This is a genomic window from Pseudomonas sp. OTU5201, assembly GCF_038440135.1.
In the GTDB taxonomy this organism is placed as follows: domain Bacteria; phylum Pseudomonadota; class Gammaproteobacteria; order Pseudomonadales; family Pseudomonadaceae; genus Metapseudomonas; species Metapseudomonas resinovorans.
Genome location: NZ_JASATC010000029.1, coordinates 17,628 through 42,637 on the forward strand (window position 1 = coordinate 17,628; position 25,010 = coordinate 42,637).

At 62.0% G+C, this 25,010-nt stretch carries 18 protein-coding genes; 9 read left to right on the forward strand and 9 right to left on the reverse strand.

The features are described 5' to 3' along the window. Nucleotides 1–19: 19 nt before the first annotated feature. From cpaB to AAHM40_RS18105, 4 genes are read right to left on the reverse strand one after another with little or no spacing between them, the layout of a single operon-like run. Nucleotides 20–832 carry a Flp pilus assembly protein CpaB gene (cpaB, locus tag AAHM40_RS18090; RefSeq protein ID WP_342245873.1) on the reverse strand — a complete coding sequence of 271 codons (813 nt, stop codon included), beginning with the start codon at nt 830–832 and terminating at the stop codon, nt 20–22. Nucleotides 833–844: 12 nt separating this feature from the next. Further along, on the reverse strand, nt 845–2,164 hold the full coding sequence (locus AAHM40_RS18095) for an AAA family ATPase (protein ID WP_342245874.1): 1,320 nt from the start codon (nt 2,162–2,164) through the stop codon (nt 845–847). 16 nt (nt 2,165–2,180) lie between these two features. After that, nucleotides 2,181–2,702 carry an A24 family peptidase gene (locus tag AAHM40_RS18100; protein WP_342245875.1) on the reverse strand — a complete coding sequence of 174 codons (522 nt, stop codon included), beginning with the start codon at nt 2,700–2,702 and terminating at the stop codon, nt 2,181–2,183. A gap of 29 nt (nt 2,703–2,731) precedes the next feature. Then, the gene (locus tag AAHM40_RS18105) at nt 2,732–2,932 is read right to left on the reverse strand and encodes a Flp family type IVb pilin (protein WP_342245876.1); all 201 of its coding nucleotides are present in this window, start codon (nt 2,930–2,932) and stop codon (nt 2,732–2,734) included. Between the two features lie 372 nt (nt 2,933–3,304). Here AAHM40_RS18105 and AAHM40_RS18110 point away from each other — a divergent pair, with 372 nt between their 5' ends. Next, nucleotides 3,305–4,162 carry a helix-turn-helix transcriptional regulator gene (locus AAHM40_RS18110; protein ID WP_342245877.1) on the forward strand — a complete coding sequence of 286 codons (858 nt, stop codon included), beginning with the start codon at nt 3,305–3,307 and terminating at the stop codon, nt 4,160–4,162. Nucleotides 4,163–4,165: 3 nt separating this feature from the next. Here AAHM40_RS18110 and ligA read toward each other — a convergent pair whose 3' ends face one another. From ligA to AAHM40_RS18130, 4 genes are all read right to left on the reverse strand, one after another. Beyond that, entirely contained in the window at nt 4,166–6,541 is a 2,376-nt protein-coding gene (ligA, locus tag AAHM40_RS18115) for an NAD-dependent DNA ligase LigA (protein ID WP_342245878.1), read from the reverse strand. A 68-nt stretch (nt 6,542–6,609) separates the two neighbouring features. Beyond that, entirely contained in the window at nt 6,610–7,425 is an 816-nt protein-coding gene (zipA, locus tag AAHM40_RS18120) for a cell division protein ZipA (protein WP_342245879.1), read from the reverse strand. 230 nt (nt 7,426–7,655) lie between these two features. Then, complete coding sequence (gene smc / locus AAHM40_RS18125; RefSeq protein WP_342245880.1) at nt 7,656–11,144, reverse strand: chromosome segregation protein SMC; 3,489 nt, start codon at nt 11,142–11,144, stop codon at nt 7,656–7,658. 13 nt (nt 11,145–11,157) lie between these two features. Then, on the reverse strand, nt 11,158–11,817 hold the full coding sequence (locus AAHM40_RS18130) for a GntR family transcriptional regulator (RefSeq protein ID WP_342245881.1): 660 nt from the start codon (nt 11,815–11,817) through the stop codon (nt 11,158–11,160). 615 nt (nt 11,818–12,432) lie between these two features. Between AAHM40_RS18130 and xdhA the strand changes: the two genes are divergently transcribed. From xdhA to guaD, 4 genes are all read left to right on the forward strand, one after another. Beyond that, a complete protein-coding gene (xdhA, locus tag AAHM40_RS18135) occupies nt 12,433–13,872 on the forward strand; it encodes a xanthine dehydrogenase small subunit (RefSeq protein ID WP_280283555.1) in 1,440 nt (479 codons plus the stop codon). Further along, nucleotides 13,865–16,261 (forward strand): xanthine dehydrogenase molybdopterin binding subunit, encoded by a 2,397-nt coding sequence (gene xdhB, locus AAHM40_RS18140; protein ID WP_342245882.1) that lies wholly within the window; start codon nt 13,865–13,867, stop codon nt 16,259–16,261. The genes xdhA and xdhB overlap by 8 nt, the downstream gene beginning before the upstream one ends. Nucleotides 16,262–16,483: 222 nt before the next feature. Further along, nucleotides 16,484–17,317: a xanthine dehydrogenase accessory protein XdhC gene (gene xdhC, locus AAHM40_RS18145; protein WP_342245883.1), complete on the forward strand. Its 834-nt coding sequence runs from the start codon at nt 16,484–16,486 to the stop codon at nt 17,315–17,317. A 135-nt stretch (nt 17,318–17,452) separates the two neighbouring features. Beyond that, nucleotides 17,453–18,760, forward strand: coding sequence for a guanine deaminase (guaD, locus tag AAHM40_RS18150; protein WP_342245884.1), 1,308 nt, complete (start codon nt 17,453–17,455; stop codon nt 18,758–18,760). Nucleotides 18,761–18,862: 102 nt separating this feature from the next. On the opposite strand, the gene AAHM40_RS18155 is transcribed toward guaD, so the two are convergent. After that, nucleotides 18,863–19,633, reverse strand: coding sequence for a GntR family transcriptional regulator (locus AAHM40_RS18155; protein ID WP_342245885.1), 771 nt, complete (start codon nt 19,631–19,633; stop codon nt 18,863–18,865). Nucleotides 19,634–20,249: 616 nt separating this feature from the next. Between AAHM40_RS18155 and AAHM40_RS18160 the strand changes: the two genes are divergently transcribed. The 4 genes from AAHM40_RS18160 (at nt 20,250) to dctM (ending at nt 24,966) form a co-directional block, all read left to right on the forward strand. Next, the gene (locus tag AAHM40_RS18160; RefSeq protein ID WP_342245886.1) at nt 20,250–21,599 is read left to right on the forward strand and encodes an NCS2 family permease; all 1,350 of its coding nucleotides are present in this window, start codon (nt 20,250–20,252) and stop codon (nt 21,597–21,599) included. Nucleotides 21,600–21,967: 368 nt separating this feature from the next. Further along, on the forward strand, nt 21,968–22,963 hold the full coding sequence (dctP, locus tag AAHM40_RS18165; RefSeq protein ID WP_342245887.1) for a C4-dicarboxylate TRAP substrate-binding protein DctP: 996 nt from the start codon (nt 21,968–21,970) through the stop codon (nt 22,961–22,963). 75 nt (nt 22,964–23,038) lie between these two features. Further along, complete coding sequence (locus AAHM40_RS18170; protein WP_342245888.1) at nt 23,039–23,686, forward strand: TRAP transporter small permease; 648 nt, start codon at nt 23,039–23,041, stop codon at nt 23,684–23,686. After that, entirely contained in the window at nt 23,683–24,966 is a 1,284-nt protein-coding gene (gene dctM / locus AAHM40_RS18175; RefSeq protein WP_342245889.1) for a C4-dicarboxylate TRAP transporter large permease protein DctM, read from the forward strand. Before AAHM40_RS18170 ends, dctM begins: the two co-directional genes overlap by 4 nt. Nucleotides 24,967–25,010: the final 44 nt, after the last annotated feature.

Here is a 25,010-nt window from a genome sequence, read left to right on the forward strand (position 1 = left end):
GTCTGGCGAAAGGAATGACCTAGAGCTGAGCCTTCGCTACTTTCACTTCGGTGCCACGGATGATGATCACGCCGTATTCGCCGTTGCTGCGGCGCACCATGGGCCTCGGTGCGACCGGTGCGGGCGCTGGGGTCGCCGGCTTCGCTACAGCAGCGACCTTTGGTTCGGGTTTCTTCTGATCGTCCAGCGGATTGCGCAGGGCCAGTTGCAGACGGCCTTCGCTCATGGCCTTGACCAGGATTTCAGCCTGCTTGGGCGTCATCTCCAGGGTCACGGCACGTACCACCACCGGCTGGGTCTTATCGGTACTGGCGGTCTGGTCGACCGCCAGTACCCGCAAGTCTTCGAGGATGGTCTTGGATTCGGAATCGGTACCGCTGCCACCCACCTTCTTGGTGGCCAGCACATCGACGCGATTGCCCGGCAGCAGGAAGCCGCCCACCCCCACCACATCGTCCACCCGCACCGAGACTGCGCGCTTGTCCGACTCGATGAGCGAAGCAAGGGTGCTGCCGCCCAGGTGCTCGGCCACTCGCGCTTCCCGCAGGATGTCGCCGCGCAGCATGGCGAAGGTGGCGATCTTGCCCACCACCTTGTCGGTGGCATCGAAGGAATCGTCTGGCACCGTGCCCTTTGGCATGCGCACCAGGGTGACCTGTTGCGCCTCGATCATCTGGCCGAAGGGAATCTCCACCGTGGCCACCACCACGGATTGCAGATTGTCGTCGGGGCTGGCATTGAGCCGGGCGCTGAGCCAATTGTTGGCCATCCAGGCGGCGCCCAACCCGAGGATCAGCGACAGGGCAATCAGGGTGAAGGTTCGAGCACTCATGTCGGCGTCTCCTTATCCAAGGCTTTCGAGCTGGACGAAATAGTTGTGCCAGGCCCACTCCAGGTCGCGGGGCGACAGGGGTCCCGATTCGCCCAGGTAGCGCTGGCGATCCTGGGCCATGCCGAGCAGGTCGCGGGGATGACAAGGCACCAGCGGCATCCCCTGATCCTCGTAAAGCCCCTGCAGCACATAGCGCAGCAACACCGGGTCAAAGGCGATGCCCAGGCGCTCGGTTTCCTGGTGCCAGATGCGTCCGTACTCCTCCGGCTGCAGGTAGGTGAAGTGCAACTTGTAGCCAATGCGCCGAAGGAAGGCTTCGTCAGCCAGTTCCAGCGGATTGAGGTTGGTGGAGAACACCAGGATCAGGTCGAAGGGCAGCTCGCAGTGACGCCCGCCGCCCAGGTTGAGGAAGTCGCGCTTCTCTTCCATGGGCACGATCCAGCGATTGAGCAGTTCGGCCGGCGCCATGCGCTGACGACCCATGTCGTCGATGATGAACAGGCCGTTGCTGGCCTTGAGCTGCAATGGGGCCTGGTAGAGACGGGAGAAGGGGTCGTAGCGGATATCCAGCTGCTCCATGCTGAGCTCGCCACCGGTGATCACTATGGGGCGTTTGCAGCACAGCAGGCGGCGGTCGATTCCCTGGTCCAGCAGCAATTTGTTCTGCTCGCCTTCATCCAGGCGCTGGTGGACCTGCGGGTCGAAAATCTCGATCACCGATTCGTTCACGACAATCGCGTACGGGACCCAGATGGCTTCGGCGAAGAGCCGGATCAGGCGACTGCTGATATAGGTCTTGCCGGTACCCGCGGGCCCATAAATCATGATGGCGCGCCCGGAATTCATCGCCACGCCCAACTGGTCCAGCATGCTGTCCGCAAGCACCACGCCATGGAAGGCGGTGTGCATGTCGCGGGCGGTGATGCGCCCGTGGTGGATGGTTTGCACCTTCAGCAGGGAACGATAGGCGCTGACCGGAAAGGGCGCCGCCCCCAGGTAGCCGCTGCGCGAGAGGGCGTCGCGCGCCGACGCACGACCACGCTCGGTGAGCCCGTAGCGCAGGGCCTGCCCACCTGTCTGGCCGAGCACCTCGATGCGGCCATCCTTGCGCAGGAACGCGAGAATCTCCTCCAGCACGGCGCCGGTCAGCGCCAGCCGCTCGACCAGGCGCGCCATGTCCAGTACGCCGGCATCATGCAGGTGCTTGCAGACCAGGTCGCCGAGAAAATTGTCCGCCAGGCCGGTCTCGCGGATGGTACGCGGCTGCGGCGCAAGCCGCTGTACGGCCTCTCGCTCGCTGGGATAAGCATTGCTGTCGCTGATGGCATACATGACTAGGCTCCCTCAGCTACAGAAGAATGGCGAACCACCACAGGCCACTGGCCAAGGTGCCGAGCAGGATCGCAACCGAGTAGGGAAATGCTTGGCCTGCTACTTCGTCCGCCGCTGGCGCGATATAGGCTCGCGTCCGAAACATCACTCCGTAGCGCGCCACTGTCTGCGGCAGTTGACCACGGACCAGGACAATCAACAGACCGCACAACCCTCCAGCCACCAGACAGCTAAGCGCCGCCGAGAGCGCTGCAAAGGGAGTGAGGAACGCACCGACCATGGCCATCAGCTTGACGTCGCCGGCGGCCATTCCTCCCACCGCATACAGAGGTAGAAAAGCGGCGAAACCTATCGACAGCCCCAGCCCTCCATTACCTAGCCCGGCGAGCCCGTCTGCATAGCTCTGGCCGGCCAGCCCCAGGGCGATGCCCAGGAGAACCAGGAGGTTGGGAATGCGGTGGCGGCGAAGATCGCACGCCACCGCTACGCCCAGCAGCCCGAGCAGTACAACTGCAAGGATTTTCTGCTCCATGGACATCGCTGCATCTCCCGCCAACTATGGATGTGCTAGCAGCCCGTCGTGCCGTTGCCACTAATACAAGTAGCAAGCCTGGTGACTTCGGTCGTTACGGCAGTTCCCAAGCCGGTGAAGGCAATAATTACCGCCCCGGCGACCAAAGAACCGGCCACGGCATACTCCACGGTTGTAAGACCGGCTTCATCCTTAACGAACTTCACCACCGATTGTTTAATCGCTTCAAAAGTCATTTCGCCCACCTCACTCAGGTTGTATCCACAGGATCAGCGGGTAGTTCTCGCCCCGCCTGAGTCCACCCTAGTCATCCCCAAAAGTGGGGGGTTAGGAGTTTTTTGCGGATCGCTAGGACTTTCTTGCACGCTTCCGCAGTGCGGGAGGCAATGAGCTCAAGCCCAGCAAGGGCGAGGCTTCCAGCCAGGTAACTGGTCGGGTGACGAACGGTCGCGCGGGTACGGAAGCCGCGAAAAATGGGGCACCCACTTATGGGTAGAACGGTGTTGCAGGAAACAGGGCCTGCTTATAGGGATTGGTTCTTTGGCGTAATGGCACAGTGACAATACTGCAGCTCGGGAAACAACAATAATTGGGCGCAGGGTTAGAACATGCAGTCGAACTCCGCCGTAGAACCAGTGCTGCTCTGGCTCGACCTGACTCGTGACAGGTCGACGCCCGCACTCATGTCACAATTCGGGGGACGCTGCGAATGCCGGCTGGCAGAGGGCCGCGCCGGCGTAACAAAGGAACAGCTGCGCCAGATCGACATGATCTGCGTGCATTTCGACCGCCCCGATGCAAGCGGGCTCAACCTGCTGCTGGAAACCAAGCGCACCCACCCCTCCATCCCGATCACCATGTTCACCGTGCAGCACTCGGAGGAGCTGGCGATCTGGGCAATGCGGGCGCGAGTCTGGGAGTTCGTGGTACTGCCCTTGGCAGTGGAGGAGCAGAATCGCTACCTCGAAAGCCTGCAGCAACTCTGCGAAGTACGCCGAGCCGTCACCAGCCTGGGCCGCAAGCCTCTGCTGGCACGCAACCCGCCACTACCGGGCAGCATTCGCCTGACCACCAGCAACCAGAAGCACAAAGCCCTGAGCAAGGTGATGCCCTACATCGAGCAGCACTTCCGCGAAAGCGTGGACCAGAAGGAGTTGGCCCAGCAATGCGGCATGACGCCCTTCCGCTTCAGTCGGCTGTTCAAGGAGGTCAACGGCGTCGGCTTCATGGAGTACATCCTTGGCAAGCGCATGGACTTCGCCAAGCACCTGCTGGAGAACAGCCAGATGCCGGTGACCAGCATCGGCTACGAGGCCGGCTTCAAGGACCCGTCTTACTTCGCCCGCGCCTTCAAGCAACTGGCCGGCTGCAGCCCCAGCGAATACCGCCAGAGCGTTCGCACGGCCACGGCGACCGCCACGTCCTCCGCCGAAGCAGACCAGACGGCGCTGGGCATCGGCGCCTAGGTCTCAGCCCAGCCGCGCCAGTTCAGCGAGGAACTGCTCCTCGTCCAGCACGCGTACGCCCAGCTCATTGGCCTTGGCCAACTTGGAGCCAGCACCGGGTCCGGCCACCACGCAATGGGTACGTGCCGACACCGAGCCCGCCACTTTCGCCCCAAGCGCCTCCAGCTTTTCCTTGGCAACGTCCCGGCTCATGACTTCCAGGGTGCCGGTCAGCACCCAGGTCTGTCCCGCCAACGGCAGCCCATCCACGGTCTTCTTCTCGCTTTCCCAGTGCATGCCAAAGTCGCGCAGCTGCGCTTCGATTGCGCGGGCACGCTGAACGCTCTCCTCCGCCACGAAGAATTCGCGCAGGGCCTGTTTGGCCTTTTCGTTCAGGCCTTTCATCACACTCAGGTCCAGCCAGTCGCGACTAAGGGCAATCAGTCCATCCAGGTTGCCAGTCTTTTCAGCCAGGTTTTTCGCACCTGTGGTCGCGATACCTGAAATGTTGAGCTTGTCGATGAAGCCGGCGAAGGTTGCGCACGCGGCAAATTCCGGACTCAGATCACCCTCCTCCTGCAACTCGATGCCGCGCGCCATCAAGTCGCCGATCACCTTCTCGTTATGAGCATCGGCGAAGAACGCGTGGATTTCGTGGGCTACCTCCAACCCCACGTCAGGCAGGTAGGTGAGCACGTCAGGCAGTGCCCGCTGAATGCGCTCCAGAGAACCCAGGGCGCGCGCCAACAGTTTGGCGGTTTCCTCCCCCACGTCCGGGATACCCAGTGCGTAGACGAAACGCGCCAGTGCGGGCTTGCGGCTGTCGGCAATCGCGCCCAGCAGGTTGCGGGTGGAGAGGTCAGCGAAGCCTTCCAGCTCTATCACCTGTTCGTACTTGAGGGTGTACAGATCAGCCGGCGAGGCGACCAGCCCGGCGTCCACCAACTGCTCGACGATTTTGTCGCCCAGGCCTTCGATATCCAGGGCGCGGCGCGAGGCAAAATGGATGATCGCCTGCTTCAACTGGGCACCGCAGGCCAGACGACCGACGCAGCGATAGATCGAGCCTTCACTGGTGGTTTCCTTGCCCTTGGCGCGCTTGACCAGTTGGGTACGCTCGACCGCGGAGCCACATACCGGGCATTGCTGAGGAACATGCACGGGTCGCGCATTGGGAGGGCGACGATCCTGAACCACCTGCATCACCTGCGGAATCACGTCGCCAGCCCGGCGGATGATCACGGTATCGCCGATCCTCAGGTCCAGGCGCGCGACTTCGTCCATGTTGTGCAGCGTGGCGTTGGAAACGGTGACGCCGGCCACCTGCACCGGCTTGAGGCGAGCGACCGGTGTCACGGCGCCCGTACGACCGACCTGGAACTCCACATCCAGTAGTTCGGTGAGCTCTTCCCGGGCCGGGAATTTGTGAGCCAGGGCCCAGCGCGGCTCTCGGGCGCGGAAGCCCAACTCGCGCTGCCAGGCCAGGTTGTTGAGCTTGTAGACCACGCCATCGATCTCGTAGGCGAGACTGTCGCGGCGCTCGCCGATATCGCGGTAATAGGCCAGGCAGCCCTGGGCACCCGTGACCAGTTTCAGCTCACGACTGATGGGCAGGCCCCAGCCCTTGAGCGCCTGGAGTATGGCGAACTGGTTATCTGGCAGCTCGCCCTCCACCCGACCGAAACCATAGGTACAGAACTCGAGCGGGCGACTGGCGGTGATCTTCGAGTCCAGCTGACGCAGACTCCCAGCGGCGGCGTTTCGCGGGTTGGCGAAGGTCTTGGTGCCAAGTTCCAGGTTGCGGGCGTTGAGCGCCTCGAAGCCGGCCTTTGACATGAAAACTTCACCCCGCACCTCCAGCACGGCGGGCCAACCCTCGCCCTGCAGCTTCAGCGGCACGTTGCGGATGGTGCGCACGTTGCTGCTGATGTCCTCGCCCGTGGTGCCGTCGCCGCGAGTCGCCCCACGCACCAGCAAGCCGTTCTCGTACAACAGGCTTACGGCCAGGCCGTCCAGCTTGGGCTCACAGGTGTACTCCACTTCCGGGCCACTCCCGAACAGGTCGCCGCCTGGCAGCAACTCACCCAGCCCTTCGCGCACCCGTCGATCGAAGTCCAGCAGATCCTGCTCCTCGAAGGCGTTCCCCAAGCTGAGCATGGGCACTTCGTGGCGCACCTCGCCGAAGGCCGACAGGGCCGCACCGCTGACCCGCTGGGTCGGCGATTCCGGGGTCACCAGTTCAGGGTGCTCAGCCTCCAGGACCTGCAGCTCACGAAACAGGCGGTCATACTCGGCGTCCGGCACACTGGGCTCATCCAGCACGTAGTAACGGTAGTTGTGCGCATCCAGCTCGGCGCGCAGCGCGTAGATGCGTTCGGCAGCGGTTTGGGCATCGATCATGGTTCAGGCTCGTTCTCTTGAAACAAAAAGAGCAGCCGGGGCTGCTCTTTCGTTGACTGCGCGCTGAATCAGCGCTTATGGGTCAGGTGCTTGCGCTCGAATTCGACGATGCGCTGGCGGTAGTGCTCGATGGTCTGGGCAGTCATCACGCTGCGCTGATCATCCTTCAGCTCGCCGTTCAGCTCCTGGGACAGCTTGCGGGCGGCGGCAACCATCACGTCGAAGGCCTGCTTCGGATGGCGCGGGCCCGGCAGACCGAGGAAGAAACTCACGGCACGGGTACTGAAGTGGTCGATGTCGTCCAGATCAAAGGTGCCGGGTTTGACACCGTTGGCCATGGAAAACAGCACTTCGCCATTACCGGCCATGCTTTCGTGGCGATGGAAGATGTCCATGGCGCCAAAGCGCAGACCGCTTTCCAGGATGTTCTGCAGCAGAGCCGGTCCCTTGAAGCCAGCTTCGTCGCGTGCAACGACGTTGATTACCAGGACTTCCTCAACCGGAACTTCCGGGGTCTGCAGCTGCGGATGGGGCTTGCCGTTCTTTTTCCCTTCATCAACCGGGTTGAGCAAGGTCGGCACCGGCTCGTCGAGGTTCAGGTCGCCCTGTTGCGGCTCGCCGCGACGCTTGCCGGCCTCGCGGGCGCTCAGGGAAGGCAGGTCTTCCTCGTCCAGAGACGGCTCCTGATGAGCGCGATCCTTGACCCGCGCCGGGCCAAGCAGGTTCGGATCGTCATCATCGCCAGGGACATTGGAAAAACTGCGATCCAGTCTGAATTTGAGTTTCCCCTTGCCGCCACTCATGCGGCGCCAGCCATCGAACAGAATGCCGGCGATTACGATGATGCCAATGACAATCAGCCACTCGCGCAGACCGATATCCATGTAGTCCTGTGTCCCCTAGTGAAAATGCAAACAATGGTGAAGAAAGGACATCCCGTCCCCTGAAACGTGGCACCCAACTCCATGTTCTGAATGGCGTTTTCCACGTGCGACAAAATTGGGCATAAAGCTAGCACGACCAGCCCAGCAGAGAAACCTCTGATAGAGGCTTACTCCGATGCCAACGCGAATTTGATCTCCAGACCCATCTGGAGTTCGCATTCGACTGGCTACTAGGCCTCAACCATCGACATCGCCTCCTCAACATCCACCGCCACAAGGCGCGAGCATCCGGGCTCGTGCATGGTTACGCCCATCAACTGGTCAGCCATTTCCATGGCGATCTTGTTGTGGGTGATATAGATGAACTGCACCTTCTCGGACATTTCCTTCACCAGACGCGCATAACGGCCGACGTTGGCGTCGTCCAGCGGCGCATCCACCTCGTCCAGCATGCAGAATGGCGCCGGATTGAGCTGGAATATCGCAAAGACCAGGGCCAGCGCGGTAAGCGCCTTCTCACCGCCGGACAGCAGGTGAATTGTGCTGTTCTTCTTACCCGGCGGCCGCGCCATGATGGCCACACCGGTGTCCAGCAGGTCTTCGCCTGTCAGTTCCAGATAAGCATGGCCACCGCCGAACACTTTCGGGAACAGCGCCTGCAGACCGGCATTGATCTGGTCGAAGGTTTCCTTGAAGCGATTGCGGGTTTCCTTGTCGATCTTGCGGATGACGTTTTCCAGCGTCTCCAGGGCTTCCACCAGGTCGTCATTCTGCGCATCCAGATAGCGCTTGCGCTCGGACTGCTGCTGGTATTCGTCGATGGCCGCGAGGTTGATCGGTCCGAGACGCTGGATGCGCGCCGCCAGTCGCTCGAGCTCCTCCTCCCAGGCACTTTCGCTGGCTTCAGCCGGAAGCGTGGCGAGCACTCCGTGCAGATCGTAGCCGTCTTCATGCAGTTGATCCTGCAGCGTCTTGCGACGAACCGTGAGGGCCTGCCATTCCAGACGCTGTTGCTCCAGTTGGCCACGCAGCAATTGCGCCTGCTGCTCGGCCTGGGTGCGGCGTTTTTCGGCGTCGCGCAGCTCACGATCGGCATCCTCAAGGGCCAACCTTGCCAGCTTGAGCTCTTCCTCTACGCCCAGGCGCTTGTCCAGCAATTCCTCCAGCTTCAGGCGCAGCTCCTCCAACGGCGCAGCGCCCTCCTCCAGGTTCAGGCTGAGCTGTTCGCGGCGCTCGTTGAGGCGTTCGAATTGCAACGACAGGCGTTCCAGGGCCTGACGCGTCGAATCATGCTGCGCTCGCAGCGAGCCGACGCGTACCGCCAGTTGATGGGCATGATCCTTGTGCTGGCGAGCCTCCTGGCGAATCCGGTCGAGACGCTCGCGCAGGCTGTCGCGCTCGGCGAGCAGTTTCTCGCGCTGCTCGGTGTCGCTGGCCATTGCGTCCAGGGCGTCCTGCAGGGTCAGGCGCGCCTCGCCCAACTGCTCGAGCTCCAGGGCGCGCTGCTCGTCCAACTCCCGGACTTCGTCTTCCAGGCGACGACGGCGCAAGGTCAGTTGCTCCACTTTCGCCTGCTGGGCGGACAGGCGAGCCTTCAGTTCGCCCAGGCCGCGCGACTCTTCCTGCAACAGACGGCGCTGCTGCTCGCGGGACTCCTCCTGCTGGCGCTGGCTGTCGCGCAGCTGGTGCAGGCGTTCTTCCAGCTGCTCCAGGGCGGCTTCGCGCTCCTCGCGTTCGGCATGCAGACGTTCCAGCTCCTGGCCGCGGGCAAGCAGGCCGCTCTCCGCTTCACTGGCGCGGCGAACCCGCAGGAAGTTGCGACCGACCCAGTAACCGTCACGGCTGATCAGGCTTTCGCCCTCGCCGAGCGTGCCGCGCTGGGCCAAGGCCTGATCCAGGTTCTCCACCGGCAGGACCTTGGCCAGCCAGGGCGCCAGATCAATGGGCGCCTCAACCTTCTCCAACAGACTGCCGGGGGCTCGCACCCCGCCCCTGCCGGCGCTGGCCAGGCGTAGCTCGCCTTGGCTGAAGCCGGATAGATCGAGTCCGGTGAATTCCTCCAGCAACACGGCCTGCAGATCGGCGCCGAGCACGGTTTCCACCGCCAGCTCCCAGCCCTGCTCCACCCGAAGGCCTTCGGCCAAACGCGGACGTTCGGACAGCTGCTGTTCACGAAGCCATTCGGCAGCGCCTTTGCCAGGGTTAAGTGCGGCCTGTTGCAGGGCTTCCAGCGAAACGATGCGTCCATTCAGGCGCTGCAGCTCGCCCTGGGCTTGCTGCTGGGCCTGGTTGGCCTGCTGCAACTCTTCACGCAGCTCGTCCAGGCGTTCCGCCAGGCCTTGTTCGGCGACTTGGAGTTCTTCCAGGCGCATTTCGCCTAACGCGAGCTCCTCGCTCAGCTCCAGCACTGCCGCATCTTCCGGATCAGCGGCCAGTTGAGCACGCTCATCGCTCAGGCGGCGCTCGCGCTCCAGCAGGCGCTCCAGGCTCTGCTCCAGCTGCTGAATACGCGACTGCTGCACCTCAGCCTGGCGACGCGGCTCAGCGCTGCGCTGGTTAAAACCATCCCACTGTTCCTGCCAGGCGTGCATGCCCGTTTCGGCTTCCTCCAACTGGGCGGAGGCTTCCTCCGCAGCGGCAGCGCTCATTTCCTGTTCAGGGCCAAGCGTGTCCAGCTCTTCGCTCAGCGTGGCGAGCAAGGTGCGGTCGTGGCCCAGGTGGGACTCAGTTTCCTGGCGCGCGCGCTCGGCTTCGCGCAGGTCGTCCTGCAGCTGACGCAGGCGCTGCTGGCCGTGCTGGATGCTCTGCTCCACGCGGGCGATATCGCCACCCACGGAGTAGAAGCGGCCCTGCACCAGATTGAAGCGTTCGGACAGTTCATGATGCCCGTCACGCAGACGCTCGATGCTCGCGTCGGCGTTGCGCTGTTCGGCCACCAGGGCCTCGAAGCTGACTTCCTGGTTGCCGATCACTGCCTCGCGCTGGCCGACCTGGTCGTTCAACGCCCGCCATTTCAGGGCGGCGAGCTGGGCCTTGAGCTGACGCTCCTCGGCCTTGTACTCCTGGTACTTCTCGGCGGACTGGGCCTGGCGATGAAGGCGCTCCAGCTGGCGCTCCAGTTCCTCACGCAGGTCAGTCAGGCGCGCCAGGTTTTCCTGGGTGCGGCGGATGCGGCTCTCGGTCTCGCGGCGGCGTTCCTTGTACTTGGAAATGCCGGCCGCTTCTTCGATGAAGTTGCGCAGGTCCTCGGGCTTGGCCTCGATCAGTTTGGAGATCATCCCCTGCTCGATGATCGAGTAGCTGCGCGGCCCCAGGCCGGTGCCGAGGAAGATATCGGTGATGTCGCGACGGCGGCACTTGGTGCCGTTGAGGAAGTAAGTGTTCTGGCCGTCGCGGCTGACACGACGGCGAATGGAAATCTCGGCGAAGGCGGCGTATTCGCCTACCAGGCTGTTGTCGGAGTTGTCGAAGATCAGCTCGATGCTGGCCTGAGCCACCGGTTTGCGGGTGTTGGAGCCGTTGAAGATGACGTCCGTCATCGACTCACCGCGAAGGTTCTTCGCCGAACTCTCACCCATTACCCAACGAACGGCGTCGATGATGTTCGACTTTCCGCAACCATTGGGACCGACCACGGCCGCCATATTGCTGGGAAAGCTGACGGTGGTCGGGTCCACGAAGGACTTGAACCCGGCCAGCTTGATGCACTTCAGCCGCATCGGCGCGCTCCGCTCAACGCTCGGCCAGGGCCGCGAGCACCAGCTCGCAGTTCTGTTTGCCGTAGCCCAGCAGTACTTCGCGAATCTTCGCCTGGTCGCGACCGACCACGGCCATCAACAGGTCGTCGAAAACCGCACCGAACTGGCTCATCTGGCCACGGCGGCGCTCCAGGGCGATGTAGTAGGTACGCGCGATGGCCGGCTGCAGGTTGTCCAGGGTCTGCTGCAGGTAAGGGTTATCAGCGAACGGATAGGCCGCCTGCATGATGGCGAAGCTGGAGTCGACAAACGCCAGGATGTCTTCACGCTCGCGCGCTTCTGCCAGGCGCTGCTGAATAGCTCGAAATGGCGCGAGATCTTCCTCAACGCGCCAACGCTCGGCAACGGCGTAACCCAACAAGATGTAGAGCTCCATCACGAGGGTATAGAGGCTGCGTACATGCTGCTGCGTCAGCTCAGACACCTGGGCACCACGGCGCGGCAGGATGGTGATCAGGTGGCGACGCTCGAGGATCAGTAGCGCCTCGCGCACTGAACCCCGGCTGACATTCATGGCCTGGGTGACTTTCTGTTCCTGGATACGCTCACGCTCTTTCAGCTCGCCGCGAATGATGCGTTCGGCCAAATGGCGGGCAATCTGCTCGGAGAGGCTGTCCGGTGCCTTGAACGTCATGGTTTTCCTTTGAACTGGGGAACATTGTGCGCTGTGTCGGAGCTTTCCAAGCCAAAGCTCCGGCGCTGACAGTACTACGGGTACAGGCAGTGGACGCAAGAGCAAAAAGGGGAAATGTCCGACTCTGCCGCAGGACGCTGGCAGGCGGCGAAGTCTACCACAAGGCATGAGGCAGCTCGTGTAGGGGCGAATTCATTGGCTATGTCGGCATTGCGTGTGCAGGCAGCTGTATCGCCCGTAGAAGCTGGCTTGCCAGCGAATGGCCCCGTTTCGCTGGCAAGCCAGCTCCTAACAAGGCTCTTGGCCGGATGGGGAATTTCTCGCAACAGCTAACGCAGATATAGCGAATTCATTCGCCAAGCAGGCCAAAGGCCTGCCCTGGGACCTGTCGGGGCCGCTTCGCAGGCGTTGGCGCATGAATTCGCCCCTACAATTACTGGTAATACGAATTGCGCTTGAACCTTGAGACAGAGCCGGTACGGCGGGCTAATAACCGAAAGAGATGAAGATTTCCTGACTTTTGAGTCAAATATTTATTGACCCAAAAGTCAGACGCCTCTAAATTTGCCCCCATACGAGCCCTCGTAAAAACAATAAAGTGCCTGGAGGTCGTCCTTGATCCAGTTTTTACTCAATCGGGAGCTGCGCACCGAGCAAGCCCTCGATCCCAATGTCACGGTGCTCAACTACCTGCGTGAGCATGTCGGCAAACCCGGTACCAAAGAAGGCTGTGCCTCGGGCGATTGCGGTGCCTGCACCGTGGTTGTCGGCGAGCTGGACGGGGACCGCGTCCGCTATCGCACCCTCAACTCCTGCCTGACATTCGTGTCCTCGCTGCACGGCAAGCAACTGATCACCGTGGAAGACCTCAAGCACCAGGGCCAACTGCACTCCGTGCAACAGGCCATGGTTGATTGCCACGGTTCCCAGTGCGGCTTCTGCACCCCCGGATTCGTCATGTCGCTGTTCGCGCTGCAAAAGAACAGCAACGGCTTCGACAAGGCGCAGACCATGGAAGCCCTGGCCGGCAACCTGTGCCGCTGCACCGGCTATCGCCCGATCATCGACGCCGCCGAGCAGGCCTGCTGCCAGAAGCAGCCGGACCAATTCGATAATGCCGAAGCGCAGACCGTCGCCCAGCTGAAGGCCATCGCCCCGCGCGAAACCGCCGAGTTGAACAGCGGCGACAAGCGCTGCCTGGTGCCGCTGACCGTGGCAGACCTGGCCGACTTCTACGTCTCCAACCCGCAGGCCCGCCTGCTGGCTGGTGGCACCGACCTGGCGCTGGAAGTCACCCAGTTCCACCGTGAGCTGCCGGTGATGATCTACGTCGGCCACATCGACGCCATGAAGCGCATCGAGGAGAACGGCGACTTCATCGAGATCGGCGCAGCCACTCCGCTGTCCGACTGCTACGAAACCCTGTCCCGCGAGTACCCTGACTTCGGCGAGCTGCTGCACCGCTTCGCCTCCCTGCAGATCCGCAACCAGGGCACCCTGGGTGGCAACATCGGAAACGCCTCGCCCATTGGCGACGCCCCGCCGCTGCTGATCGCCCTGGGCGCCGAAATCGTTCTGCGCAAAGGCAACCAGACCCGCATCCTGCCGCTGGACGAATACTTCCTCGACTACAAGGTCACTGCCCGCCAGGATTCCGAGTTCATCGAAAAGGTGCGCGTGCCCCGCGCCCGCAAGAACCAGGCGTTCCGCGCCTACAAGGTGTCCAAGCGCCTGGACGACGACATCTCCGCTGTCTGTGCTGCCTTCAACCTGGTGATCGAGAACGGTGTGGTACGCAAGGCCCGAGTCGCCTTCGGCGGTATGGCCGGCATTCCCAAGCGCGCAAGCGCCTGTGAACAGGCCCTGATCGGCGCCTCCTGGTACCCAGGCACTGTCGAGCGCGCCTGCGAGGCCCTCGCCAAGGATTTCACCCCGCTCTCGGACTTCCGCGCCAGCAAGGAGTACCGCCTGCTGACCGCGCAGAACCTGTTGCGCAAGTTCTTCCTCGAACTGCAATCCCCAGAAGTCGAAACCCGGGTGACCGCGTATGTCTAACAATCACCATCACAAAACCCAGGAAGAACTGGCGGAACTGTTCCGTGCCGATATCACCACCGGCGTCGGCCGCAGCGTCAAACACGAGAGCGCGCCGAAACATGTGACCGGCGAAGCCGTGTACGTGGATGACCGTCTGGAGTTCCCCAATCAGCTCCACGTCTACGCACGTATGAGCGACCGCGCCCACGCGCGCATCACCCGAATCGATACCACGCCCTGCTACCAGTTCCCGGGCGTGGCGATTGCCATCACCGCCAAGGACGTGCCCGGCCAGTTGGACATCGGCCCGGTGGTCGCCGGTGACCCGCTGCTGGCAGACGGCAAGGTCGAGTATGTCGGCCAGGTGATACTGGCCGTCGGTGCCGACAGCCTGGAGACCGCGCGCAAGGCCGCCATGGCAGCCATTGTCGAGTTCGAGGACCTGGAGCCCGTGCTGGACGTTGTCGACGCCCTGCGCAAGAAGCATTTCGTGCTCGACAGCCACCAGCACAAGCGCGGGGACTCGACCACTGCACTGGCCAATGCGAAGAACCGCCTGCAAGGTTCCTTGCACATCGGCGGCCAGGAACACTTCTATCTGGAGACCCAGATCTCCTCCGTCATGCCTACCGAAGACGGCGGCATGATCGTCTACACCTCCACCCAGAACGCCACAGAAGTCCAGAAGTTGGTCGGCGAAGTGCTGGGCGTGCCGATGAACAAGATCGTCATCGACATGCGCCGCATGGGCGGCGGCTTCGGCGGCAAGGAAACCCAGGCCGCCGGCCCGGCCTGCCTGTGCGCCGTGATCGCGCACCTGACGCGGCGCCCGACCAAGATGCGCCTGCCGCGCATGGAAGACATGTCGATCACCGGCAAGCGCCACCCCTTCTACGTCGAGTACGACGTGGGCTTCGACGACAACGGCCTGCTCACCGGCATCGAGTTGGAACTGGCCGGCAACTGCGGCTACTCGCCTGATCTGTCTGGCTCCATCGTCGACCGCGCGATGTTCCACTCGGACAACGCCTACTTCCTCGAAAACGCCACGATCAATGGTCACCGCTGCAAGACCAACACTGCCTCGAACACCGCCTACCGTGGTTTCGGTGGCCCGCAGGGCATGGTCGCGATCGAAGAGATCATGGACGCCATTGCCCGCAGCCTCGGCAAGGACCCGCTGGAAGTTCGCAAGCTGAACTACTACGGCAAGGACGAGCGCAACGTCACCCACTACTACCAGACCGTCGAGCACAACATGCTCGCCGAGATGACCGAAGAGCTGGAGGCCAGCAGCGAGTACGCCAAGCGCCGCGAAGAAATCCGTGCCTTCAACGCCAAGAGCCCCGTGCTGAAGAAAGGCCTGGCGATGACCCCGGTGAAATTCGGCATCAGCTTTACCGCCACCTTCCTCAACCAGGCCGGCGCGCTGGTGCACGTCTACACCGACGGCAGCATTCACCTGAACCATGGCGGTACCGAGATGGGCCAGGGCCTGAACACCAAGGTCGCCCAGGTCGTGGCCGAAGTCTTCCAGGTCGACATCTCGCGCATCCAGATCACCGCAACCAACACCGACAAGGTGCCCAACACCTCGCCGACCGCGGCATCCAGTGGTACGGACCTGAACGGCAAGGCCGCACAGAACGCGGCCGAAACCATCAAGGGGCGGCTGGTGGAGTTCCTCGCCAATCACTTCAAGGTCACGACCGAGGATGTGGAGTTCAAGAACGAGCAGGTGCGTGTGCGCGACCGCTACCTTTCCTTCGAGGAAATGATTCAGCTCGCCTACTTCAACCAGATCTCACTCTCCAGCACCGGTTTCTACCGCACGCCGAAGATCTTCTACGACCGCGACAAGGCCTCCGGCCGCCCCTTCTACTACTTCGCCTACGGTGCAGCCTGCGCCGAAGTCCTCGTGGACACGCTGACCGGCGAGTACAAGATGCTGCGTACCGACATCCTGCATGACGTGGGTGCCTCGCTGAATCCGGCCATCGACATCGGCCAGGTCGAAGGTGCCTTCGTCCAGGGTATGGGCTGGCTGACCATGGAAGAGCTGGTCTGGAACGCCAAGGGCAAGCTGATGACCAACGGCCCGGCCAGCTACAAGATCCCGGCCATCGCCGATATGCCGATCGATCTGCGAGTGAAGCTGGTGGAAAACCGCAAGAACCCCGAGCAGACGGTGTTCCACTCCAAAGCCGTGGGCGAACCGCCCTTCATGCTCGGCATTGCCGTCTGGTGCGCCATCAAGGATGCCGTGGCGAGCCTCGGGGACTACAAGGCGCAGCCGCAGATCGACGCGCCAGCCACCCCTGAGCGCGTGCTCTGGGGCGTCGAGCAGATGAGGAAGCTGCAGCAGCCGGCCCAGGCCGCCGCTCAGGCGGAGACCGAGCCTGCGTAACCCGTAGGAGCCAGCTTGCTGGCGATAGCGATTCGCCAGCAAGCTGGCTCCTACATAAATAAAACGGTGCAGAACAATGACAACATCCACCGATCGAACGAAGACGACGCAGCCGGAAAACGATCCCGTGCTGCTGGAAACACTGCCGGCCCCGGTGCGTCCCAAGGACGACTGGCGGCTGTCGCGGACCACCAGGCCACTGCGTAGCTGGAGACTGAGCAAATGAGTTGGATCAGCGCCCTCGCCGACCTGCAGCAACGCAGTGAACCCTGCGTGCTGGTGACCATCATCGAGGAGCGCGGCTCGACCCCGCGCAATGCCGGCTCCAAGATGGTTGTCACTGCCGAGCGTATCTTCGAGACCATCGGTGGCGGTCATCTCGAATTCAAAGCGATGGAGATCGCCCGCGAGATGCTCGAAAATCGCAGCCAGGACACCCGCCTGGAGCGCTTCAGCCTTGGCGCCAGCCTCGGCCAGTGCTGCGGCGGCGCCACCGTGTTGCTGTTCGAACCCATGGGCCAGCCCCAGGCACACATCGCCGTGTTCGGCGCTGGCCACGTCGGCCGTGCGCTGGTTCCGCTGCTCGCCAGCCTGCCCTGCAAGGTGCGCTGGATCGACTCGCGGGAAAATGAGTTCCCGGAGCACATTCCGGCCGGCGTGGAGAAAGTGGTCAACGAAGACGTGATCGACGAGATCGCTGAGATGCCCAAGGGCAGCTACTTCATCGTCATGACCCACAATCACCAGCTCGACCTGGAACTGACCGCCGAAATCCTCAAGCGCAACGACTTCGCCTACTTCGGCCTGATCGGCTCGAAGACCAAGCGCGTCAAGTTCGAACATCGTCTGCGCGAGCGTGGCTTCGCCGCCGACACCGTCCAGCGCATGCGCTGCCCGATGGGCATCCAGGACGTCAAAGGCAAGCTGCCGATCGAGATCGCCATCTCCATCGCTGGTGAAGTCGTCGCCACCTACAACGTCAACTTCGGCCAGGAAGTGAAAAAGGGCGAGACAGTCGCCAAGCTGATTCCTTCCTCCCGCCGCGAACAGGCCTGAGTTTTTTCCTCTTCCTTGGGAAGTGGATGACGCGTAGTGCCGGGTGGGGGGAGCCGCGTGACAGGGCGCCCCCCACTTCGGCCCCTCCCCTTGGGCGAGGACGCAAGAATCGTAATGCTAACGAACGAGACTGACATGACCAGCCACGTAACCGCCTACCGCTCCGCCATCCTGCACAGCATCGCCGACCCTGCCCTGGTGGGCGTCGAGCAGTCCTACCAGTATTTCGACGACGGCCTGCTGGTGGTGGAGGACGGTCGCGTCAAGGCCCTGGGCGAAGCCAAGTCCCTGCTGCCAGGCCTGGATGCCAGCGTCGAAGTGCACGAGTATCGCGATGCCCTGATCACCCCCGGCTTCATCGACACGCACATCCACTTCCCGCAGACCGGCATGATCGCCTCCTACGGCGAACAACTGCTGGACTGGCTGAACACCTACACCTTCCCCACCGAAAAGCAGTTTGCCGACAAGGCCCACGCTGCTGACGTTGCTGGCATCTTCATCAAGGAACTGCTGCGCAACGGCACCACCACTGCCCTGGTGTTCGGCACTGTGCACAAAGAGTCGGTGGACGCCTTCTTCGAAGCCGCGCAAGCGCTCAACCTGCGGATGATCGCAGGCAAGGTGCTGATGGACCGCAACGCCCCGGACTACCTGACCGACACCGCCGAATCCGGCTATGCCGACAGCAAGGAATTGATCGAGCGCTGGCACGGCAAGGGTCGCCTGCACTATGCGGTCACCCCGCGCTTCGCCCCCACCAGCACCCCGGAACAGCTGGAGCTGGCCGGCAAGCTATATGCCGAGTACCCGGGCCTGTACATGCACACCCACCTGTCCGAGAACCGCAAGGAAATCGAGTGGGTGAAGGAGCTGTTCCCGGAGCGCAAGGGCTACCTGGACGTCTATGACCACTTCAAGCTGATCGGCGAGCGCTCGGTATTCGCCCACGGCGTGCACCTGTGCGATGACGAGTGCAAACGCCTCGCGGAAACGGGTTCGGCGGTAGCGTTCTGCCCCACCTCCAACCTGTTCCTCGGCAGCGGCCTGTTCGACCTGCAGAAACTGGAAGAGTACGGCGTGCGCGTGGGCCTGGGCACCGATGTCGGCGCCGGCACCAGCTTCTCCCAGCTGCAGTCGCTGAACGAGGCCTACAAGGTCATGCAATTGCAGGGCAAGAAGCTCGACCCGTTCAAGTCCCTGTACCTGGCCACCCTCGGCGGCGCCCGCTCGCTCTACCTGGATGACCGGATCGGCAACTTCCAGAGCGGCAAGGACGCTGACTTCGTGGTCCTTGACTACAAAGCCACCCCGCTGATGGATTACCGCCTGCAGCAAGCTCGCAGCCTCGAGGAAAAGCTATTCGCCCTGACCATCCTCGGCGACGACCGTACCGTGAAGGAAACCTTCGCCGCCGGCCGCAGCGTGCATCAACGCAGCTAATGCTCGCATGATGAAAAGAACCCCGCTTCGGCGGGGTTTTCTTTGCGCTCCTAACAGAGAGCAGAAAGCCCCGCATGTGCGGGGCTCAATCGTCAGGCTGGCTCAGGCGCTGCGAGGCGTATTGCGGCCCGGCTTCTTCTTGGTCTGCAGCAGGTGCGAGAACACTGCGTGCAGGTCATCAGAAGCGCCGCCTTCGTCCAGATTCAACTTGTCATCGATGTGATCCATGTGATGCATCATCAGCATCACGGCGCGCTCAGCGTCGCGCGACTCGATGGCGTCGATCAGACGATTGTGTTCATCGAAGGAACAGTGGGAGCGGCTACCGCTCTCGTACTGGGCAATGATGAGCGACGTCTGGGACACCAGACTGCGCTGAAAACTCACCAGCGGAGCGTTCTTCGCCGCCTCGGCCAGCTTCAGGTGGAACTCACCGGAAAGACGGATGCCAGCACCACGGTCGCCACGAGAGAAGCAGGCCTGCTCCTCGTTGACCATCTGCCGCAGCTCCTGCAACTGCTCGGCCGTGGCATGTTCAACCGCGAGCTCGGTAATGGCTCGCTCCACCAGGCGGCGGGCGTAGAAAATCTGGCGGGCTTCCTCGACGCTCGGACTGGCGACGACTGCACCGCGATTCGGCCGCAACATCACAACGCCTTCATGGGCGAGGCGCGACAGTGCGCGACGGATGATGGTGCGGCTTACGCCGAAGATCTCGCCCAGGGCCTCCTCGCTCAGCTTGGTACCGGGCGCGAGGCGCTGCTCGAGAATGGCATCGAAAATATGCGCATAGACAACATCGTCCTGCGTGCCGCTGCGGGTGCTTTTGGCGGTGCGCGGCTGCTTCTTGAGTGGCTGCAACTGTTCGTTCATGGGGGCTCGCGTCAAAGGGATTCGGCGGTCTTCCAGGGCCCTTTTTGCCCCTCTCCGCCGGGCTGAGCAGGTGTGTCAGCGAGGGAAATCAGGGAAAAAGCGAGTGATATTGTACACAATCATCCAGCCTTGAACAGTTTCGACGCAGCTCAAGCCTCGTTCCTGACCAGTTGCACAGGTTTTTCCGGTACTTCTGGAATGGCTCAGGTCGACGAAGGCTAAGGCGACAAAAAGACAGATTCCCCTACATTTTTTTGTCATAAGCGCGATTGCACCAGTGCCATTCCGTACTTTGGCGCTTCCTTCCCTTTCCTGCTCCCGCACAAGCCACCCTTTCTAACTATTTGTTTTTAAACGTTTTCCTTATTTATCAGATCGCGAATTGTCGCAGCAAAATCCGCCCTTTCGGTCAGCTTTAACGAATTAGTATGATTTTTCGAACATTGAAAACATTATTTGTTTTTTTTGTATACAAAGGCATAATCGCGCCGTGACTTCCTGACCCTGCGGTCAAGTATTAAGGGGAGTGCACCACTCACGCCATCCGCCTCAGTCAGTCCGGAGCCCACTCCAGGCTCTGGGTGAACAAAACAAAAGAGATGAGGAGTACCACGCTGTGGAAAGCATCAAACAACAAGAACAAGGAACGTACGCCGCAACACCGCCCTCCAATGGCCTGCTTGAACGTCTCTTCAAGCTCAGCCTTCACGGCACCACCGTGAAAACCGAACTGGCTGCAGGCCTGACCACCTTCATCACCATGGCCTACATCATTTTCGTCAACCCGAACATCATGGCCGATGCCGGGATCGATCATGGCGCGGCCTTCGTTGCTACCTGCCTTGCCGCAGCCTTCGGCTGCCTCCTCATGGGTCTTTACGCCAACTGGCCGGTGGGTCTCGCCCCGGGCATGGGCCTGAACGCCTTCTTTACCTACACCGTGGTCAACACCATGGGCTACAGCTGGCAGATCGCGCTTGGCGCGGTGTTCCTCTCCGGCGTGCTGTTCATGATCCTCACCTTCTCGCGCATCCGCGAATGGCTGCTCAACAGCATCCCAAGCAGTCTGAGGTTCGCCATGGGCGCGGGTGTCGGCCTGTTCCTCGGGCTCATCGGCCTGAAGACCGCCGGTATCGTGGTTGCCCATCCGGCCACCCTGGTGCATATCGGTGACCTGACCTCCCCCGGTCCGCTGCTGGCCGCCATCTGCTTCCTGATGATCGCCGTGCTGGAATACCGCCGTATCTTCGGCGGCATCCTGATCAGCATCCTCACCGTCACCCTGGTCGGCGTGGGTCTGGGGATCGTCAAGTTCGGCGGCGTGTTCTCCATGCCCCCGAGCCTGGCCCCGACCTTCATGGCCATGGACATCACCGGCGCGTTCGACGTGACGATGGTCAGCGTGATTCTCGCCTTCCTCTTCGTGCACATGTTCGACACCGCCGGCACCCTGATGGGCGTGGCCCAGCGTGCCAACCTGGTACAGGAAGACGGCCGCATCGAGAACCTGTCCAAGGCCATGAAGGCAGACAGCGCCTCCAGCGTGTTCGGCGGCGTGCTCGGCGTACCGCCGGTCACCAGCTACGTTGAGAGTGCTGCCGGCGTGGCCGCTGGCGGTCGCACCGGTCTGACTGCCGTAACCGTGGGCATCCTGTTCATCGCCGCCATGTTCTTCGCCCCGCTGGCCGGCATGATCCCCGCCTACGCCACTGCCGGCGCACTGATCTATGTTGCGATGCTGATGATGGGCGGCATGGCCCACATCGACTGGAAGGAACACACCGAGACCATTCCGGCCATCGTCACCGTGATCATGATGCCGCTGACCTTCTCGGTCGCCGACGGCATCGCGTTGGGCTTCGTGACCTACGTCGTAATGAAGGCCTTCACCGGCAAGTACAAGGATGTGTCGGTAAGCCTGTATGCGCTCTGCGCCATCTTCGTGGCGAAGTTCATCTTCCTGTAACCGATCAGCCACCGCGATACCGAGCCCTGTCGCAGTGCGACAGGGCTTTTCATTTCTACCTGATGAATGATCTGGCGCCAGCCTGGCGGATTTCCGCCTCACGCAGGCAGCAAGCCGGCGGAAACCCGCCATTAAGTTCCCTCATCACCTCCCTTCAGTGCCCACCGCCCCCTGACAGTAGCGGTTTGCAGACTGCTGGCACAGTGCTTGCCGTGTGATCAGCAAGCGAGCCAACAAGAACAAGCCAAGCCGCATTTTCACGATCCAACCGACCAAATCGCGGTTGCCGCCTAGACTCCTTCTTGTTGCCTCGCTCGGACCGCCCGTGGCCGTCCGGACCCGATCAAGAACAACAAGAGGATGCTTCAATGTTCAAACCTGCTCTGAAAGCGCTCGCCTGCGCCCTCGCACTGGGTGCCGCCGGTCTGGCCCAGGCCGCCGATCCCATCGTGATCAAGTTCTCCCACGTCGTGGCCGAGCACACCCCTAAGGGGCAAGGCGCATTGCTATTCAAGAAGCTCGCGGAAGAACGCCTGCCAGGCAAAGTCAAGGTAGAGGTCTACCCCAACTCTTCGCTCTTCGGTGACGGCAAGGAAATGGAAGCCCTGCTGCTGGGCGATGTGCAACTGATCGCCCCGTCCCTGGCCAAGTTCGAGCAGTACACCAAGCAGGTGCAGCTGTTCGACCTCCCCTTCCTGTTCAACGATATCCAGGCCGTGGATCGATTCCAGCACAGCCCCGAAGGCCAGAACCTGCTCAAGTCGATGGAAAGCAAGAACATCACCGGGCTGGGTTATTGGCACAACGGCATGAAGCAGCTCTCGGCCAACAAACCCCTGCGCGAACCGAAGGACGCTCGCGGCCTGAAGTTCCGCGTGCAGGCCTCCGCCGTGCTGGAGGAGCAGTTCAAGGCCGTACGTGCCAACCCTCGCAAGATGAGCTTTGCCGAGGTGTACCAAGGGTTGCAGACCGGCGTGGTCAACGGTGCCGAGAACCCCTGGTCGAACATCTACTCGCAGAAGATGCACGAGGTGCAGAAATACATCACCGAGTCCAACCACGGCGTGCTCGACTACATGCTGATCACCAATACCAAGTTCTGGAACGGCCTGCCGGCGGATGTTCGCTCCGAACTGGAGAAGATCACCGTGGAGGTGACCAACGAGGTGAACAAGCAGGCCGAGGCGCTGAACCAGAGCGATAAGCAGCGCATCATCGATGCCAAGACCAGCGAGATCATCGAGCTCACTCCCGAGCAGCGCAACGAATGGCGCGAGGCCATGAAACCCGTGTGGAAGAAGTTCGAAGCTGAAATCGGTCCTGACCTGATCAAGGCCGCTGAAGCCGCCAATCAGGCCCAGTAAAACGCCCAGTCCGGGGTTGGCGGTTTTCCGCCAGCCCCGAACAAACGACGCTTCTGCCATCGGGAGATGCCATCCATGAACGCTCTGCGGCGCGTCTGGGACCACTTCGAGGAAGGCTTCATCGCCTTCCTCCTGGCGGCCATGACGCTGGTGACCTTCGTCTACGTCATCCTCAACAACCTCTACACCTTCTTCTACAACCTGGCCGACCGCTGGGAAGCCGCCAGCGAAGCACTCTTCGGCATCGGCGACAGCATCCTTGCCATGGCCCAGGCGATGACCTGGAGCAACTCGCTGACCAAGGCGCTGTTCGCCTGGCTGATCTTTTTCGGCCTGTCCTACGGCGTGCGTACCGCTGGCCACATCGGCGTCGATGCCCTGGTCAAGTTGACCACCCGCCCGGTACAGCGAGCCCTGGGAATCATCGCCTGCTTGTGCTGCCTGCTCTATGCGGGACTGCTGGCTGTCGCCAGCTTCGAGTGGGTGCAAACCCTCTTCACGGCAGGAATCGGCGCTGAAGACCTCGGCCACTATGGCGTCCAGCAATGGCACATCGGCCTGATCGTGCCCGTGGGATTCGGCCTGGTCTTCATCCGCTACGCGGAAATTTTCGTTCGTATCCTGCAGAACCGGCAGACCGGTCTAGGCCTCGCCGATGAGGCTGCCGAAGCGCTCAAGCTGACCGAGCACGACGAGCCACAGCACAAGGAAGACAAGCAATGACTGTCCTGTTTCTCTTCTTCCTGCTCTTCCTGTTGATGTTCATTGGCGTGCCCATTGCCATCTCGCTGGGTCTTGCGGGTTCGATGACCATCATCCTGTTCAGCCCGGACTCCGTGCGCTCATTGGCGATCAAGCTATTCGAGACGTCCGAGCACTACACCCTGCTGGCAATCCCCTTCTTCCTGCTGGCCGGGGCCTTCATGACCACCGGTGGCGTCGCACGGCGCCTGATCGACTTTGCCAACGCCTGCGTCGGCCACATCCGCGGCGGCCTTGCGATTGCCGCGGTGCTGGCCTGCATGCTGTTCGCCGCGCTTTCCGGCTCCAGCCCGGCCACAGTGGCCGCAGTGGGATCCATTGCCATCGCCGGCATGGTGCGCTCGGGCTATCCGCAGGCCTTCGGCGCGGGCATTGTCTGCAACGCCGGCACCCTGGGCATTCTCATTCCGCCCTCAATCGTGATGGTGGTCTACGCCGCCGCCACCGAAACCTCGGTGGGCAAGCTGTTCATGGCCGGCGTGGTCCCAGGCGTCATGCTTGGCTTGGTGCTGATGGCGGCGATCTACGTCATCGCCGTAAAAAAGAATCTGCCGGCGCTGCCACGCGCCACATTCCGCGAATGGCTGAACGCCGGGCGCAAGGCCCTCTGGGGCCTGCTGTTGATGGTGATCATCCTGGGCGGCATCTACAGCGGCATGTTCACGCCAACCGAAGCCGCGGCCGTGGCAGCCGTCTACTCGGCCTTCATTGCCCTGTTCGTCTACAAGGACATGAAGCTGAGCGAAGCGCCGAAGGTGCTGCTGGAGTCCGGCAAACTGAGCATCATGCTGATGTTCATCATCGCCAACGCCATGCTCTTCGCCCACGTACTGACCACTGAGCAACTGCCCCAGCAGATCACTGCATGGGTGATCGATGCCGGCCTGACACCAGTAACCTTCCTGCTGGTCGTGAACATCGTGCTCCTGATTGCCGGCGCCTTCATGGAACCCTCGGCGATCATCCTGATCCTGGCCCCGATCCTCTTCCCCATCGCGATGAAGCTGGGCATCGACCCGATCCATCTGGGCATCATCATGGTGGTGAACCTGGAGATCGGCCTGGTAACGCCACCCGTAGGGCTGAACCTCTTCGTCACCTCGGCCGTGACCGGCATGCCGCTGACTTCAACCATCCGCGCGGCGATGCCTTGGCTGATGATCCTGCTGGCCTTCCTCATCCTGGTCACCTACGTACCCTGGATCTCCCTGGCCCTGCCGAACTGGCTGGGCATGACCTGATCCCTTGCGCATCTCCCCGTGATGCGTTTCAGCCCGGCCTTGCG

Bases quoted from the DNA above. Each gene is read 5' to 3' on its own strand.
- zipA (WP_342245879.1), bottom strand. From the start codon at position 7,425: ATGGATATCGGTCTGCGCGAGTGGCTGATTGTCATTGGCATCATCGTA.
- AAHM40_RS18170 (WP_342245888.1), top strand. From the start codon at position 23,039: ATGAACGCTCTGCGGCGCGTCTGGGACCACTTCGAGGAAGGCTTCATC.
- AAHM40_RS18100 (WP_342245875.1), bottom strand. From the start codon at position 2,702: ATGTCCATGGAGCAGAAAATCCTTGCAGTTGTACTGCTCGGGCTGCTG.
- AAHM40_RS18155 (WP_342245885.1), bottom strand. From the start codon at position 19,633: ATGAACGAACAGTTGCAGCCACTCAAGAAGCAGCCGCGCACCGCCAAA.
- dctM (WP_342245889.1), top strand. From the start codon at position 23,683: ATGACTGTCCTGTTTCTCTTCTTCCTGCTCTTCCTGTTGATGTTCATT.
- AAHM40_RS18095 (WP_342245874.1), bottom strand. From the start codon at position 2,164: ATGTATGCCATCAGCGACAGCAATGCTTATCCCAGCGAGCGAGAGGCC.
- AAHM40_RS18105 (WP_342245876.1), bottom strand. From the start codon at position 2,932: ATGACTTTTGAAGCGATTAAACAATCGGTGGTGAAGTTCGTTAAGGAT.
- xdhC (WP_342245883.1), top strand. From the start codon at position 16,484: ATGAGTTGGATCAGCGCCCTCGCCGACCTGCAGCAACGCAGTGAACCC.
- cpaB (WP_342245873.1), bottom strand. From the start codon at position 832: ATGAGTGCTCGAACCTTCACCCTGATTGCCCTGTCGCTGATCCTCGGG.
- xdhB (WP_342245882.1), top strand. From the start codon at position 13,865: ATGTCTAACAATCACCATCACAAAACCCAGGAAGAACTGGCGGAACTG.
- ligA (WP_342245878.1), bottom strand. From the start codon at position 6,541: ATGATCGATGCCCAAACCGCTGCCGAACGCATCTACGCGCTGCGCGCC.
- guaD (WP_342245884.1), top strand. From the start codon at position 17,453: ATGACCAGCCACGTAACCGCCTACCGCTCCGCCATCCTGCACAGCATC.
- AAHM40_RS18130 (WP_342245881.1), bottom strand. From the start codon at position 11,817: ATGACGTTCAAGGCACCGGACAGCCTCTCCGAGCAGATTGCCCGCCAT.
- dctP (WP_342245887.1), top strand. From the start codon at position 21,968: ATGTTCAAACCTGCTCTGAAAGCGCTCGCCTGCGCCCTCGCACTGGGT.
- AAHM40_RS18110 (WP_342245877.1), top strand. From the start codon at position 3,305: ATGCAGTCGAACTCCGCCGTAGAACCAGTGCTGCTCTGGCTCGACCTG.
- smc (WP_342245880.1), bottom strand. From the start codon at position 11,144: ATGCGGCTGAAGTGCATCAAGCTGGCCGGGTTCAAGTCCTTCGTGGAC.